Origin of the sequence: Nonomuraea rubra, assembly GCF_014207985.1 — a bacterium.
Lineage (GTDB): Bacteria > Actinomycetota > Actinomycetes > Streptosporangiales > Streptosporangiaceae > Nonomuraea > Nonomuraea rubra.
Genome location: NZ_JACHMI010000001.1, coordinates 4,831,283 through 4,845,726 on the forward strand (window position 1 = coordinate 4,831,283; position 14,444 = coordinate 4,845,726).

General features: G+C 72.8%; 11 protein-coding genes and 1 pseudogene. 6 read left to right on the forward strand and 6 right to left on the reverse strand.

The genetic code is table 11. The annotated features are described in order from the left end of the window. The first annotated feature begins 2 nt into the window (after positions 1 to 2). From HD593_RS22025 to HD593_RS22035, 3 genes are all read left to right on the forward strand, one after another. On the forward strand, positions 3 to 1,760 hold the full coding sequence (locus HD593_RS22025; RefSeq protein ID WP_185104018.1) for an ABC transporter ATP-binding protein: 1,758 nt from the start codon (positions 3 to 5) through the stop codon (positions 1,758 to 1,760). Positions 1,761 to 1,812: 52 nt separating this feature from the next. Then, positions 1,813 to 2,010, forward strand: coding sequence for a thiomuracin/GE37468 family thiazolyl RiPP peptide (locus HD593_RS22030; protein ID WP_185104019.1), 198 nt, complete (start codon positions 1,813 to 1,815; stop codon positions 2,008 to 2,010). 104 nt (positions 2,011 to 2,114) lie between these two features. Next, positions 2,115 to 4,886, forward strand: coding sequence for a lantibiotic dehydratase (locus HD593_RS22035; RefSeq protein WP_185104020.1), 2,772 nt, complete (start codon positions 2,115 to 2,117; stop codon positions 4,884 to 4,886). Here the strand turns inward: HD593_RS22035 and HD593_RS22040 are convergent. After that, entirely contained in the window at positions 4,843 to 7,986 is a 3,144-nt protein-coding gene (locus HD593_RS22040) for an AfsR/SARP family transcriptional regulator (RefSeq protein WP_185104021.1), read from the reverse strand. The two genes, HD593_RS22035 and HD593_RS22040, sit on opposite strands and share 44 nt — an antisense overlap. A 238-nt stretch (positions 7,987 to 8,224) precedes the next feature. Between HD593_RS22040 and HD593_RS22045 the strand changes: the two genes are divergently transcribed. Both HD593_RS22045 and HD593_RS22050 read left to right on the forward strand, forming a co-directional pair. Next, the gene (locus HD593_RS22045) at positions 8,225 to 8,593 is read left to right on the forward strand and encodes a hypothetical protein (protein ID WP_185104022.1); all 369 of its coding nucleotides are present in this window, start codon (positions 8,225 to 8,227) and stop codon (positions 8,591 to 8,593) included. Positions 8,594 to 8,620: 27 nt separating this feature from the next. Continuing rightward, complete coding sequence (locus HD593_RS22050) at positions 8,621 to 9,070, forward strand: hypothetical protein (RefSeq protein ID WP_185104023.1); 450 nt, start codon at positions 8,621 to 8,623, stop codon at positions 9,068 to 9,070. A gap of 59 nt (positions 9,071 to 9,129) precedes the next feature. Here HD593_RS22050 and HD593_RS22055 read toward each other — a convergent pair whose 3' ends face one another. Further along, positions 9,130 to 9,915, reverse strand: coding sequence for a hypothetical protein (locus HD593_RS22055; protein ID WP_185104024.1), 786 nt, complete (start codon positions 9,913 to 9,915; stop codon positions 9,130 to 9,132). A 268-nt stretch (positions 9,916 to 10,183) separates the two neighbouring features. On the opposite strand from HD593_RS22055, the gene HD593_RS22060 reads away from it, so the two are divergent. After that, the gene (locus tag HD593_RS22060) at positions 10,184 to 10,918 is read left to right on the forward strand and encodes an SDR family oxidoreductase (protein ID WP_185104025.1); all 735 of its coding nucleotides are present in this window, start codon (positions 10,184 to 10,186) and stop codon (positions 10,916 to 10,918) included. Between the two features lie 19 nt (positions 10,919 to 10,937). On the opposite strand, the gene HD593_RS65130 is transcribed toward HD593_RS22060, so the two are convergent. The 4 genes and pseudogenes from HD593_RS65130 to HD593_RS22075 form a co-directional block, all read right to left on the reverse strand. Continuing rightward, positions 10,938 to 11,057, reverse strand: coding sequence for a PEP-utilizing enzyme (locus HD593_RS65130; protein ID WP_425262859.1), 120 nt, complete (start codon positions 11,055 to 11,057; stop codon positions 10,938 to 10,940). Positions 11,058 to 11,584: 527 nt separating this feature from the next. After that, positions 11,585 to 11,995 (reverse strand): annotated as a pseudogene (locus HD593_RS65135) (PEP/pyruvate-binding domain-containing protein); the annotation flags it as partial. A gap of 227 nt (positions 11,996 to 12,222) precedes the next feature. Beyond that, positions 12,223 to 13,647, reverse strand: coding sequence for a hypothetical protein (locus HD593_RS22070; protein WP_185104026.1), 1,425 nt, complete (start codon positions 13,645 to 13,647; stop codon positions 12,223 to 12,225). A 122-nt stretch (positions 13,648 to 13,769) separates the two neighbouring features. Then, positions 13,770 to 14,360 carry a TetR/AcrR family transcriptional regulator gene (locus HD593_RS22075; RefSeq protein ID WP_185104027.1) on the reverse strand — a complete coding sequence of 197 codons (591 nt, stop codon included), beginning with the start codon at positions 14,358 to 14,360 and terminating at the stop codon, positions 13,770 to 13,772. Between the last annotated feature and the right edge of the window lie 84 nt (positions 14,361 to 14,444).

The window sequence follows — 14,444 nt, forward strand, 5'->3', positions numbered from 1 at the left end:
CCATGACCCATCAGGCGGTGTCCGCGTGGCGGATCTTCCTGCGCTGGTCGCGGCCGTACCGTGCCCGGCTGGCCGGGGGAGTGGTGCTGTCGTTGCTCTCCGCGACGAGCGTCCTGGTGCTGCCCCTGGTCACGCAGCGGCTCATCGGCCAGATCTCCGAGGGGACCCGGCCGAGCGGGGCGATCCTGCTCGTGGGGGCGCTCATCGTGGCCAACGTGCTGCTCAACGCGGGCAGCTGGTTCCTGCTCGACCGTACGGGCGTCATCCTGATCAGGGACGTCCGCCGGCTGCTCGCCTCGCGCCTGGTGCGGCTGAGCGTCCCGTTCTTCGACCGGCTCCGGCCGGGAGACCTGCTCGCCCGGGCGACCGCCGACGCGGCGAGCGTGGACATCCTCACCACCGACGCGCTCGTCGGGCTGGGCATCCACGTCCCCGTCGTCATCGCGGTGATCGGCTTCATGGCGTACCTGGACGCCGTCCTGCTGGGGCTGACGCTGGCGGTCGTCGTCCTCGCGTTCCTGGTCTTCCGCCTGCTCGCGCCCAGGATCCGGAGCGCGAGCGCGGCCACGGCCGAGGCCGTCGGCGCCCTGACCGCCGATCTGGAACGGGCTCTGGGCGCCCTGCGCACCATCCGGGCGTTCGGCGCGGAACGGGCGGAGGAGGCCCGCCTGCACGCCGCGGCGGACGCCGTACGCCAGGCCAGGACCCGGGCGTCGTGGTGGGGGGTGGTGTCCGCGAACGTCACCGGCCTGACCTATCAGCTCGCGCTCCTGACCGTCCTGGTGGCCGGCGCAGCCCGGGTCGCGACCGGGACCATCGACGTCGGGGTGCTGGTGGCCTTCCTGCTCTACGTGTTCTACCTGATCGGGCCCATGCAGAGCGTGATCCAGGCGCTCGCCTCCTACCAGTCGGCGACCGCCGGCGTCGCCCGCATCGCCGAGGCGCTGGACTACCCCGCGGAGGCCCCGCACGGGCCCCCGCCGCCGCAGGCGGAGCACTCGCCCCTGAGCGTGCGTTTCGACTCCGTCCACTTCCGGTACGGCGACGCGGGCCCGGTCCTGCGGGGACTCACCTTCACCGCCGCGGCGGGATCCGTGACCGCGCTGGCCGGAACCTCGGGAGCGGGAAAGTCCACGGTGTTCGGCCTGATCGAGAGGTTCTACGAGCACGAGGACGGCCGCGTCCTGGTCGGCGGCCGCGACGTCCGCGACTGGCCGGTCGCGCGGCTCCGCCAGGGAATCGGCTACGTCGAACAGGACGCCCCCGTCCTCGCCGGTACCATCCGCGACAACCTCACCTTCGCCGCCCCCGGCGCCACCGACGCGGAGCTGGCCCGCGTGCTCGGGCTGGCCCGGCTCGACGAGTTCGTGGACGCCCTCCCCGACGGGCTCGACACGCTCGTCGGGCACCGCGGCGGCACGCTCTCCGGCGGGGAACGGCAGCGCCTGGCCATCGCCCGCGCCCTGCTCCGCCGCCCGCGCCTGCTCCTCCTGGACGAGGCCACCTCGCACCTCGACGCCGTCAACGAGGCGGCCTTCCGCGACACCGTCCGCACCATCGCGCGGACGGTCACCGTCATCGTCGTGGCGCACCGCCTCTCGACGGTCATGGACGCGGACCGCATCGTCGTCCTCGACCAGGGAGTCGCCCGCGCCGTCGGCACGCACGACGAGCTCATGCGAACCGACGAGCTGTACGCCGAGCTCATCTCCAGTCAGCTGCTGAGTCCCGCGCGCGCGGACGAGCTGAGTGAGGCCTGAGAAACGTCCGGCTCCCGCTGGGGGATCCGGGTGAAGGAGAGAAAGGAACGCGATGAGCCCTGCGAAGTCGAAGTTCTCGGTCGCCGACCTCCCGGTCGACGTCTTCGAGCTGGAGACCGGTGACCTCGAGCTCGAATCGCTGACCGGCGGTCACGGGATGCTGGAGTACGGCGCTTCCAGGAACTGCGGCTGCTCCTGCCAGCTGATCGGCTGCAGCTGCTGCAGCGGGTCGCCGAAGGAAGTGCAGTAACCCGGACGGACCGCCGATGACGCCGGCCCCGTGAAGGGCAGGCCCGGCCCGGTCCGGCGCACGTGCCGGACCGGGCTCTCCATCCGGATCGCGAAGGGAGAACGGTGAACACACCGGAGGCGCCCGCCCGTATCGGCCACATCCCTGGCGGCGCGGGAAACGCGGTGGTCCGCGTCGCCGCACTGGCTCCCGCGGCCCTCGACGGGCTCCGCTCCCCGCGGCTCGCCGCGGCTCTCGACGGCGTGCTGGCCCGCCGCGACGGGCTCCGAGCGGAGGGACGCGCGATCGCCGACGCCCTCCATGCCGTCATCGGCGGCCTGCCTCGCGACGACGTACGCCCCCGCGTCATCGGCCTCCGCCGGGCCCTGCACGCCGGTCGGCGGCCGGGCACCCGGGAGTGGACGCCGGAGATCGCCGGGCGGCTGCCGGCGGAGGTGTCGCGCAGGATCTCGGGCTGGCTGGACGGGGCCGCCGCGCTCGCCACTGCCGAGGACTCCCTCCCAGGCGTCCTCGCCGCCGCGCGGGAGTCGGGCCTGGACGCGCTGCTGAAGGCCGCGATGGACCCCGGGTTCCGGATCGCGCTCGGCGGCACGAGCCCCGTGCTCGCGGCCGAGCTGGAGAAATGGATCAGCGACCCGGCCAGGACCCCTCGGTCAGGGACCCTGACGACGGTGGCGCGCTACCTGGCGCGCGCCGCGACCAAGACCAGCCCGCTCAGCACGTTCACCACCAGCGGCCCCGTGGCGTGGCGAGCCGGCGGTCCCGCCGTCGAGGTGCGCCCGGTGGATCGGTCCGGCGTCTTCGAGCTCTCCTACTACCACCTCCGCGAGAGCATCGCCGGCTTCGTGGCGGAGCACGCGGCCGGGCGGGTGCCGCTCGCGCTCAACGCGTCGGCACAGCGCCTGGGGGACCAGGTCGTCTACCTCAGGGGGCTGGGAGTTCTCGGGCTGCTCGGCGGCGAACGTCACTGTGCCGTCCCCGCGCGGCCCTCCGTCCTCGCACTGATCGATCAGCTCGGCGCGGCGCCGGGAGGGTTGCCCCGCCACGTACTCCGCGAACGCCTCACCGGCGGCGACGGCTCCCTGGACGGCGAGGTGGACGCCTTCCTCGATCACCTGCTCGACGCCGGGCTCATCGTGAGCGGGCTGCCGATCCCGCACCTCGACGACGTTCTCGCCGGATCCGCGGCGTGGTTGCGGGACTCGGGGGAGGCCGGCGCGTTGCCGGACGCGCTGGAGCGGGCGGCCGCCGCGCTCGCGGCGCGTCCGGCGATCGACGGCTCCGGCTCCTACCGGGCCCGCCGTGAGACGGTGGCGGGCAGGCTGCGCGAGCTGGCCGGATTCGCCGTACCGGGCGGCCCGCACCACGCGATGTTCGCCTCGCTCACCACCGTCAACGTGCGCGACACGGCGGTCACCCCGGCGCCGCCCGCCGTCTGCTCGGAACGCGCGTGGCGGCCGGTCGCCGAGGAGCTGGACCTGATCCGCCGGTGGATCGCGCCCTTCGCGCCCCACCTGCCGGCCAGGCTGGCGCTGACGGAGCTCTTCGGCGAGCGGCTGCGCCGGCGCGGCCCCGTCCCCGCGATCGTGTTCTACCGCGAGTACCAGCAGGCCGTGACGGCCGCGGACGAGGCCGGCGCCGAGCTGCGAGGCAGCGTGCTCGCACCGGCGGCGCGACATCCCGAGGACAGCGTGCTGGCCTCGGTGAGCCGGCTGAGCGACGTGATGACCTCCGCACTCGCGGCCCTGTCGCCCTACCCGCACCACGCCGCCGCCAAGAGCCCAGCCGCTGAGAGCCCCGCCACTGAGAGTCCCGTCACTGTGAGTCCCGTCACCGAGGGGCCTGCCGCCAGGAGGCCTGCCGGAGAGGTGGCCGTGCATCCCGGCGCCCTGCGCACGGCGGTCGCGAGCTACCCGCCCTGGGTGCCCGAAGTGCGGTCGATCAGCGCCTTCGTCCAGCCCGCCGGCACCGCCGGCGGCTTCCGGGCGGTGCTCAACGCGCTGGGCACCGGATTCGGCTCGGTTCGCGCCCGCCTCGACCACCTGACCGGCGCACGGCGCGACGCCGGGCCGGCGGACCACGGAACCGGCCCGATCTACGCGGAGTTCGCGGGCCGGTTCGGCATCTCACTCAACGACCACCTGCGATGCCTCCCGTTCCACCTCGGCGGCACCCCGGGCCTGGCCGACCACGCGGACGGCGCCCGGCTGCGGATCGGCGACCTCGTCGTCCGCCTCGACGAGGAGACCGGCCTCCTCGCGCTGGCCACGACGCACGGCCGCGAGGTACGCGTCGTGCACACGGGCGCGGCCGCTCGAGAGTTCCTGCCCCCGTTCTCGCTCCTGCTGACGGTGTTGTCCGGCGAGACGCCGCCCCTCTCGGTCCTCCCACCACCGCACCCCTCCCGTACGGCGCCGGTCGATCGGCGCTGCGACTGGCCGCGCCTGACCATCGGCTCGCTCGTCGCGGGACGGGCGCAGACCAGGTTCCCCGCGCAGAGCGTGCCGCTGCCCCGGACGGGGGAGGAGGAGGCCCGGTTCCTGCTGCGGCTCGCGGAATGGCGGCGCGCGGAGTGGATCCCCCGCCGGTGCTTCTTCCGCACCCGTTCCGCCCCGGAGGGCGTGGACGAGCGCCTGGCCAGGTCCGCGACGCCGTGGACCCGGACCCGCGAGAAGTGGCACAAGCCGATGTACCTCGACTTCGACAGCCCGCTGCTGGTGCGGGGGTTCGTCGCGGCGCTGCGCCGTCCCGGCACCGCGCTGGTGACGTTCGAGGAGGCACTGCCCGACCCGCTGGGCGGCGATCACCACGTGGCCGAGCTGGTCCTCGACGTCACCGCCGGTTCGAGGCCCTGGACTCCGTCCCCTCACGCGTGAGCCGGGCGTCCAGCGCTCGCACGCCGTGCTCGTGCGCGATCCCGCGGAACAGCTCGCGGGCCTCCTCCCAGACGGCCCTGGCCGTCTGGTGGTCGCCGGCGGCGTCGTGGGCGTCGCCGAGGGCGCGCAGCGTCCGCGCCAGGTAGGGGATCGAGCCGCGGGTCCGCCACACCCGGACCGAGCGGTCGAGGGTGGCGATGGCGGCGGGCAGGTCTCCCTCGGCCAGGTCCAGCTGCCCGAGCACGCTGAGCGAGTCGGCGAGGTAGTGGCCGAAGTTGCCGCTCTCGCTGTAGGCCAGCGCCAGCTCGGCGGTCGCCCTGGCCCGCTCGTCCCCGACCGTGGCGTACAGCTTCGACAGGTAGAGCAGGGAGAACGTCTCCTGATAGCGGTAGTTCAGCCGCCGCGCCATGCCCAGGGACCTCTCCAGCAGTTCCTGGCCGCCCGCGAAGTCACCGGAGAACGCCTTCGCCGCGCCGAGGAACTGGGTGATCGTCGTGGTGTAGTGCACGTTGCCGAGGGCCTCGGCGACCTTCGTGGCCTGCTCCAGGACCGCGTGCGCCGCCTCCGGGTCGTCCTCGCCGTGGATGATCGCCAGCACGTGATAGGCCCGTGCCTGGCCGCCGAGGTAGCCCGCGTCGGCGGCCGTCCGCAGGGCGTGCTCCGCCAGGGCGAGCGCCTGCGCGCCGCCGTTCCCGTCGGCCGTCAGGCTCCAGGCCAGGGTCGCCAGGGCGTCGGCCATGCCGACCGGGTCGTTCAGCGTGGTGAACAGGTCGAGGAGCTGCGAGGCGCCGGCCCGCATCCGGGTCATCGCCGGTCCGGGGCCCGCCGGCGAGCTCCAGGTGGTGACCTCCAGGAGGCCGCGCATCAGCACGGCCTCGCCCTGCATGTCGCCGGTCTCGCGGCAGAGCGCGAGCGCCTGCTCGTGCATGCGCTGCCAGCCGTCGTACAGGCCGCGCACGTTGAGGTAGGTCTCGGTGGACCCGGCGAGGTCCCAGGCGAGCTGGGTCAGGCGGGCCTCGCACGCCTGGGCCACCCCCGCCATGAGCGCGGCGTGCTCGGCGCCGAACCAGGCCATCGGGTCGGCCAGCAGCGGGCCGGAGACGGCGGCGGGCAGCCGCCAGCGCGGCGCGCGGCTGTGCATGAGGGCGTAGCAGGGGCCGGGGACGTGCTCCGCCGCGGCCTCCGCCAGCGCCAGCCACGCGCCCAGGGCCCGCTGGAGCGCGGCCCGGCGCTCGGGTTCCGAGTCCTCGCGCTGCGCCCGCTCGCGCGCGTACAACCGGATCAGGTCGTGGAACCGGTAGCGGAGCCCGCCCGTCTCGTCCGTCCCGGTGAGGTTCAGCAGGTGGGCGTCGACCAGGTTCTCGATCTCGCGTTCCGCCTGCCGTACCGGGACGTCCAGGAGGGCCGCGACCGCCCAGGAGGCGAAGTCGGGCGCGTCGAGCAGGCCGGCGAGCCGGAAGGCCCGCTGCGTGCCCGCGGGCAACATCCGGTAGCTCATCTCGAAGCCCGCGCGGACGTCGAGGTCGCCGGCCACCAGCTCGTCCAGCCGGTGCCGCTCCTCGCCGAGGACGCCGGCGAGGTGGGCCAGGCTCCACTGCCTCCTGCCGAGGAGCCTGGCCGCCGAGATGCGGACCGCCAGCGGGACCCGGCCGCACAGCCGGGTGATCTCCAGAGCCGCGCTCGGGTCGTCCTGGACGCGTTCGTCGCCGACGATCCGTCTCAGCAGGTCCATGGCCTGCCCGGACGGCAGGACGTCGAGTTCCAGCAGGCTCGCGCCCTCGAGGCCGACCAGCCGGACCCGTCCGGTGAGCAGCACGGCCGTGCCCGACGCGCCGGGCAGCAGCGGCCGCACCTGCTTCTCCCCGGCGACGTTGTCGAGCAGGATGAGGATCCTGCGTCCTGCCAGGCAGCTCCGGTAGAGCGCCACGCGTTCTTCCAGGGATTCCGGAATGCCGGTGGGGCTGACGCCCAGCGCGAACAGGAACCGGCTGAGCACGTCCTCCGTTCGGGCGGGCTCAGCCGAGGCGCCGCGCAGGTCCGCGTAGAGCTGGCCGTCGGGGAACCGGTCCGCGATCCGGTGCGCGACGTGCACGGCGAGCGTGGTCTTGCCCAGGCCACCCAGGCCCGCGACGCTGGCCATGGCGACGGTGCCCGGCTGCGGCCTGGTGAGCGCCCCGGTGAGGTACGCCACCTCGTCGTCCCTGCCCGTGAAGTCCGCGATGTCCGGCGGTAACTCGGCGGGGGTGGGAGCCGCCTGAGGCTCGTGCACCGGGTGCGCGTCCCGTACCCGCTCGCCCGGATCGGGGCCCGGTTCGTCCCGTGGGGCACCGGTGACCGTCGCCGTGGCGCGGGGGACGAGGTCGAGCGAGGGGTCCTGGGTGAGGATGCGCTGGTGCAAGTCGTGCAGCTCTTCGGCCGGGTCCAGGCCGGTCTCCTCGATCAGGGTCCTGCGGGCCCGCGTGTACTCGGCGAGCGCGTCCGCCCGCCGGCCACAGCGGTACAGCGCCAGCATCAGCTGCGCGCGCAGCCGCTCCCGCAGCGGGTACTCGGCGGTGAGCGCGGTCAGCTCGCCCAGCAGCCCGGCGTGGCGCCCCAGTCTCAGGTCCACGGCGATCCGCGACTGCAGGACCGACAGGCGGACCTCGTCCAGCCGCGAAGCCTCCGCGGCCAGCATCGGCACATCGGTCATGCCGACGAACGCGGGCCCGCGCCACAGGCTCAGCGCCTCGTGCAGGCGGCGGGTGGCCTCCTCCGGGTCGCCGGCGGCCTCCACCGCCTGCCCTGATCCGGCCAGGCTCTCGAACCTCGCCGCGTCCAGCTCGTCCCCGGCCACCGGCACCAGATAGCCGGAGCCCTGCCGCACCACGAGAGCGGGGTCGCCCAGGTGCCGCCGCAGCCGGTGGACGTAGGTCTGCACGTTCTTGGTGGCGCTCTTGGGAGGGGTGTTCCCCCAGAGCGCCACGACAAGCTGATCTTCCGAAACAGGGTAACCCGCCTGGCACAGCAGAACCGCCAGCAGCACCTGCGCCTTGGGCGTGCCCAGGTCGAGCTGCTCGCCGTCTCGCCGTACCGTCAGCGGACCAAGTATCCCGAACTCCATCGCGCCCCCTCGGCTGGGAGGCACTGTAAACCCGGACGGCCTGCTCCGCTGGCGCTCTGGGTGAAGAAACGATTGCGAATCCTGCCCGCCCCGGGCCCTGGCGACCCCCGCTCCGGCCTGCGATCCGGCGAAGATCCACGGTGACCAGGCGTATTCCCCGCGTATTCCACGGTGCTTCCGGCGCGTGCGACGATCACGCTCGCTGTGGGCCGATCTCCGTCCGGGAGAAAGAGGAACGATGAACCCGCTCAGAACGATCACAGTCGGCGTCGCCGCGGCGGTGGCGAGCGTCATTCTCGCGCAACCCGCCCTGGCGGCGAGTTTCCAACGGGACGTCGGAGACGGCGTCGTCCGCTACGCCGACCCCACCAACGAGCTCTGCGTCCGGGCGGACGACACCACGGGGACGGCCTGGGTCGAGGTGACCGTGACCCGCCCCGGTGTGATCGGAATCCCCATCGTCATCAGGGACGACAATGTCCGGCACCCGGGCGCCACCTGCGCGGTGCTCGCCGCCTTCGAGGACACGACCTACCGGGTCGACTACGAGAGCTACTGGAGCGGGCGGGGCACCGTCCTGCGCGGGACCTTCCGCTTCGTCAACTGACGCCACCGATCACAGGAAGGATCTCCCTTGAAGAAGTACCTGAGGGCCGCCCTCGTGGCCACGGTCGCCGCGGGAACCCTGCTCGCCGGAGCGATGCCGGCCCAGGCTTCCAACCGCGACAACTGCCGCGGGAACGTCTCCAGCATCTACACCAGCGGCTCCGCCGTCGTCGCCTCGTACGTGGTGGTGTGCGACCGGGTCCAGGACCGCATCATCGTCTCGGCGGACGTCACCCGCCACGTCTACCCGGTGCCTTCCGTACGCCGCCAGAAGACCTGTAACAACACCACCAGGTGCAGCGTCCAGCCGCGGATCTCCAACCCCGCAGGCAGGCAGCTGTTCTCCGGAGCGGTCTTCGCCGCGGTCGCCAGGCGAGGCAGCCACATGGTGGGATGCGGCTACGTGGCGGGCATCCTGAGCGGCGGCCTGAGCCTGGACGGGCTCATGACGTGCAGGAGCGCGGACGAGTTCCACTGACCTGCCCGCTCGCCGGCGTCGCGCTGAGCAGGCGGTCAGCAGCAGGGTCGGCAGCAGGGTCAGCAGCCCACTCGCCGGCTGCTCAGCGCGAGGTCGTCCATCCACACGTCGTAGCCGGCGGGGGCCGGGTTGGCCTGGTAGAGCTGCCAGCCCAGCTTGACCGTGTCGAACCGCGGGAAGACGAAGTCCACCGGGTTGCCGCCGTGCTCCCGGGTGGACACGGTCAGCTCCGGCTTGGCCACCCCGTCGAACCACAACGAGATGCGGTTGTCGGCGGCGTCCATGCGCCACTCCACGCAGGTCCAGGTCCCGGCGACGGAGGGTGCGGTGGTGCGCCAGTTCGTCCAGTCCCCGGTGGGGCCGCCGTCCGCGCCGACGCCCCAGTACGCGGCGCCCCCGTGGGGCGGCGGGGCGTACTGGCCGCCGAGCGGGCGGACGATCTCGGGCCCGTCGCCGGTCGCCTCGACCAGCGTGTAGTGCGCCCAGTCCGGCGCGGACGGGAACGCGGCCACCCGCAGCCGTACGCGCCCGTAGAAGCTGTTGCCCGGCGCGGCGAAGTCGTCCACCTTCAGGAACGCGCGGCCGTTGCCCTCGGTGTGCACCCGCAGCACCTTCTGCCCCCGCCGCCCGCGCTCGACGGTGAGCGTGCCGTGCTCGGTGTCGATGCCCCAGCGCAGGCTGCTCGCCCCGCCGACGGGCATGGACTGGAAGTCCTCGCAGAACAGCAGGTCCGCCTTCGCGCACGTACGGGCGTCCGGCTGCGCCGACGCGGCGGAGGCCGCCGGAACGGCCGTCAGCGGCACCATCAGCAAGGACACAACGGCGCGGGCCGGCCAGGTACGCACGACGACTCCCTTTGACGTGGATGCGGGTGAGCGGCAGTAACGTACGCCATCCGGCGTCCAGAGGAGGGCTCCCGGCGCCGGCGGCCGGCAACGGTGCTGGTGGGAGGGTCGCGGCGGGAGAAACTTTCAGCGGGGAGCCGCCGCGGGGCCCGGCGGCGGTACGCCGGTGCGGGCCAGTTGCCTGGCCGGTCACGATCCGGGTGACCGCTCCGGTCTTACAGGCGGGTGGACCCCTTCGAAGTCCCGGAGAACGAAGAAGGTCGAAGCAATGAAGATCGCAGTCATCGGTGGGACCGGCCTCATCGGATCGCGGGTCGTCAGGATCCTGAACGCGGGCGGGCACGAGGCGCTGCCGCACTCGCCGTCCACGGGCCTGGACCTGCTCAGCGGGGCGGGCCTGCACAAGGCGCTGGCGGGCGCCGACGTCGTGGTCAACGTGACCGACTCGCCGGCCGCCGACGACACCTCGCCCGCGTTCTTCCAGATCACCATGGACGTCCTGCTGAGCGGTGCCGAGGCGGCAGGTGTCGGCCACGCGGTCATCCTGTCGGTCGTGGGCGCGGACGAGGTGCCCGGCCTGGTCTACTACCAGGCGAAGGTGCTGCAGGAGGACCTGCTCAGGTTCGGTCCGGTGCCGTACTCGATCGTCCGGGCGACGCAGTTCTTCGAGTCCATCGACGAGGTGCTGTCCTGGACCGGCGACGAGCACACGGTCCGCCTGCCGCCCACCCTCGTGCAGCCCGTCGCCGCGGCCGACGTCGCGCGGGCGGTGGCCGACGTGAGCGTGGGCGTCCCCCTGCGCGGCACGCGCGACATCGCGGGCCCCGAGGTCTTCGCGCTCGACGCGCTGGGCAGGATCACCCTCGCCGCGCAGGGCGACCCCCGCACCGTCGTCACCGACAACGGCGCCGGCCTGTTCGCCGCCGCCTCGGGCTACGCCCTGGTCGCCAAGGACGGCGCCCGCATCGCCGCAACCACCTACCGGGACTGGCTCGCGCGCTGAGCCGTCACCCCGTCACGGGCTACAGGATCTCCACGTACCCCTCGCCGCCGTTCACCCGGACGCGCCGGCCGTCCTTGATGCGCTCGGTGGCACCCTCCACGCCGACGACGGCGGGAAGGCCGTACTCGCGGGCCACCACGGCGCCTCGGAGGTGATCACGCGCGGCGGGACGAGCTTCCGGTACGTCTCGTGCGCCTCCCTGCGCTGCGTGACCGTGGAGTAGTCGAGCTCGCCGGTGTTGACCGCGTGCCTGAACTCCTCGATGGACAGGAAGTACACGTCCTCCGGCTCCTTGATGAAGCCCCGGCCCGCGAGCCCGGCGGCCTCGGCCTCCACCCTCTGCTCGGTGTACGCGATGAGGCCGGGCACGACGCCCGGGTCGTCCTCGCGGGAGAGCTTGAGGTACTGGCGGACGATCGGCAGCGGGCCGCCCTCGCCGAAGTCCAGCATCGAGGTCCTGCCGCGTGCCAGCGAGGCGACGAAGTCCCTGCGCTTCAGCACGGTACGCAGGGCGCCGGCCATGAGCACGTCCACCTGGTCGAGGCTCTTGAGCGTGGCCGGTCTGGCCCAGGCGGAGGTGAGCTCGGCGCAGACGTCCTTGGAGAAGCGGTTGCCCGCCACGACGCCGGCCGTGCGGCCCAGCTTGTCGTGCAGCTCGAGCCGCAGGATCTGGCTGTCGGTGAGGGTCTGCGTGTGCTGCCGGGCGGGCTCGATCGGCTGCTCCTCGGTGCCGCCGGACGGGGAGGCGCGCAGTTCCTTGGTCTGCGTGGCGATCTGCCTGCCGATGATCCGCCCGGCTCTGACGCGGTAGTTGCCGGCGTTGACGAGCCCGGAGACGAACGCCTCTCCCAGGCCGAACCCGGCGCCGATCGAGACGACGGTGCGGTTGCCGGAGACCGGGTCGGCGGTGAACAGGATGCCGGCCGCCTCCGGGAAGACCATTCGCTGGACGACGACCGACAGCCGGACGGCCCGGTGGTCGAAGCCGTCCTGGATGCGGGACCCCGGCGTCCTGCTCGACGACCTCCCGGTAGGCGTCGGTGGTGACACAGAATCCGTACGGCACGCGGACCCCATCGATCGCGGACCCCGTCGATCGCGGACAGCTCGCCGAGGCTGGCCCCCTTCCCTCCGACCAGGGCGAGCTGCGTCCTGTCGATGTCATGGAACCCGAGCACGTAGGCACCCATGGTTGATCCCTGTCTTTCCTGCGCGGACTGACCTGCCGGGAGCCCGGCATCGCCGGCTTCGGCAATTACAATACAGTGCAGTCCTGCATCGAAATATGGGGGCCACGTCCTACCTCAGGAAACCGGCGCCTGCCCGGCGGCGTACAGCTTGGCGATGCGCGCGCCGAGGTCGGCGCCGTAGTTCTCGTGGTAGACCTGGGCGGAGCAGTAGACCGGGCCGCCCTGGCGGGCCAGGGTGGGCGTCCAGACGGCGGCGTTCTCCACGCCGGGGTCGCCCATCGCCAGGCCGGTGAGGGTGATGTCGTCCACGCTGACGTCGATGAAGTAGTCGCTCACGCCCTTGCGCTCGTACAGGCGCCATTGCAGCGTCGCGCTCGTCGCCCCGCCCAGCTTGGCCGTGAGGTCGACCGTCGTGCGCGCCCACGTGTCGGCCGCGTCGGCGGTGACGTCGCGCTGCCAGACCACCTGGCCGTTGAGCAGCAGCTGCTTGACGTGGTAGCCGGCCGGATGACTCGGCCCGCGGGCGTCGCGGTGCCAGAAGCTCACCACGCGCTTGGCGGCCCCCGCGCTCAGCGTGAGCTTCCGCGTCGCGCCGCACGCGTCGCCGGCCTTGGTGGCCGTGTCCTTCTGGACGACGAAGCTCAGCCGCCCGTCGCCCGAGCGGGCCAGGTTGTCGCTCGCGGGGCGCGTCCACGCCAGGTCGCGGGAGACGAACGGGAGCTTGTACTGCAGGACCCCGGCGAGCTCGCCGCTGCGCACGTGCTCGATGCCCTTCCTGGTGACCGCCTCGACGTAGGACACCGTCGGCTTCTGGGCGGCGTGGCTCAGCGGGTGGGCGTAGGGCATCAGGTAGACCTCGGTGCCGGGCAACCGCTCGGCGAGCTGCCGCACCTGGTACGACAGGCTCCACGACCAGGAGGTGTCCCGGTACGGCTCGTCACGGAAGGGGAAGATCACCCCGTCCATGAGCGGGATCTGCTCGGCGACGAACGCGTCGGTGAACTGGGAATAGTAGACGGTCGGGACGAACTTGAGCCCAGGGCTGATCGCCTCGGCCGCCGACCGCATCTGCCCGACGTAGGCCGGGGTGAACGTCTTGAGGTCGTAGCCGTAGTCGTCCACCGTCCAGCCGGCGAGGTTGGGGTGGCTCCTGGCGAGGGTGGCGATCTCGCGGGACCAGGCCACGTAGTCGTGCTTGAACGGCCGGGACACGCAGCAGCCCGCCTGGCTCGGCGAGTACACCAGCACCCAGACGTCGATCCCGGCGGCGGCCGCCGCGGGCAGGAACTCGTCCCGGAGGTCGGTCCAGTGCACGTTGTCACCGGCCATCGGATAGACGTAGGTGTTCGCGTTGAGCGCCTTCAGTCCCGCGATGATCGCTTTGGTGTCCACGTGCCTGATCCCGTCGGCGCGCGGCTGCTCTTCGCGCATGAGGTTGCCCGCCGTGCCCAGCGCGCCCGCGGCCCCGGCGTGGGACACGCCGGGGATCAGGGACAACAAGAGGACGGCCAGGACGGTCACGAACGCTGGACGGGTCACGGGAGTTCCTTCGGGCATGATCGAGTACGGGCCCGTCAGCGTAGGCGGCGCCGGTATGTCGCCGGTATGCCCGCGCGCCCAGTCGGGTCGCGACCGTTCCCCGGCCAGGCGGGAGGGCTCGGTCAGGCTTCCCTGAGCGAGGCGGGGCAGCCGGATTCGAGCAGGTCGAAGATGGCGTGGAGCGCGGCCAGGGGGTCGGGCTCCGTGCCCGCGAGCTCGGGGATCTCCAGGACGTAGCGGGCCAGGGCGCGGACGGTCATGTCGGAGGGGTCGCGGCCGCTCTCGGCGGCGATCGCCTCGGCCAGAGCCCCCTCGCTGGCGATCCAGAGCTTGCGCGAGTACTCGCGCAGGGCGGGCGTGCTGACGATCAGGTCGCGCTTGCGCCGCAGCTCGGGCGGGAGGTCGTCAGTGAAGGGGCCCCGGGCGGCCAGGCAGCGGCGCAGGGCTTCCAGCACCGACTGGCCGGGGGGACGGTCGCGGACCGCGGAGACCAGCCAGACACGCCGTTCGGCGCCGTCGTCGAAGATCAGCGCCTCCTTGCCGTCCGGCACGTGCGCGAACAGGGTGGCGATGGAGACGTCCGCCTCGTCGGCGATCTGGGCGACGGTGACGCCGTCGTACCCGTGCTCGCTGAACAGCCGCAACGCGGCCTCCGACAACGCCTGGCGGGTCTGTGCCTTCTTGCGCTCCCGGCGCCCCATCGTCGTCCCCATGGCCTCATCGTAGCCGAACTTGAAACGAGTCGGAATCTATAGTCATTATAGTTTCGTAGTCAGTTCAGATTTCTGCGAACGGAG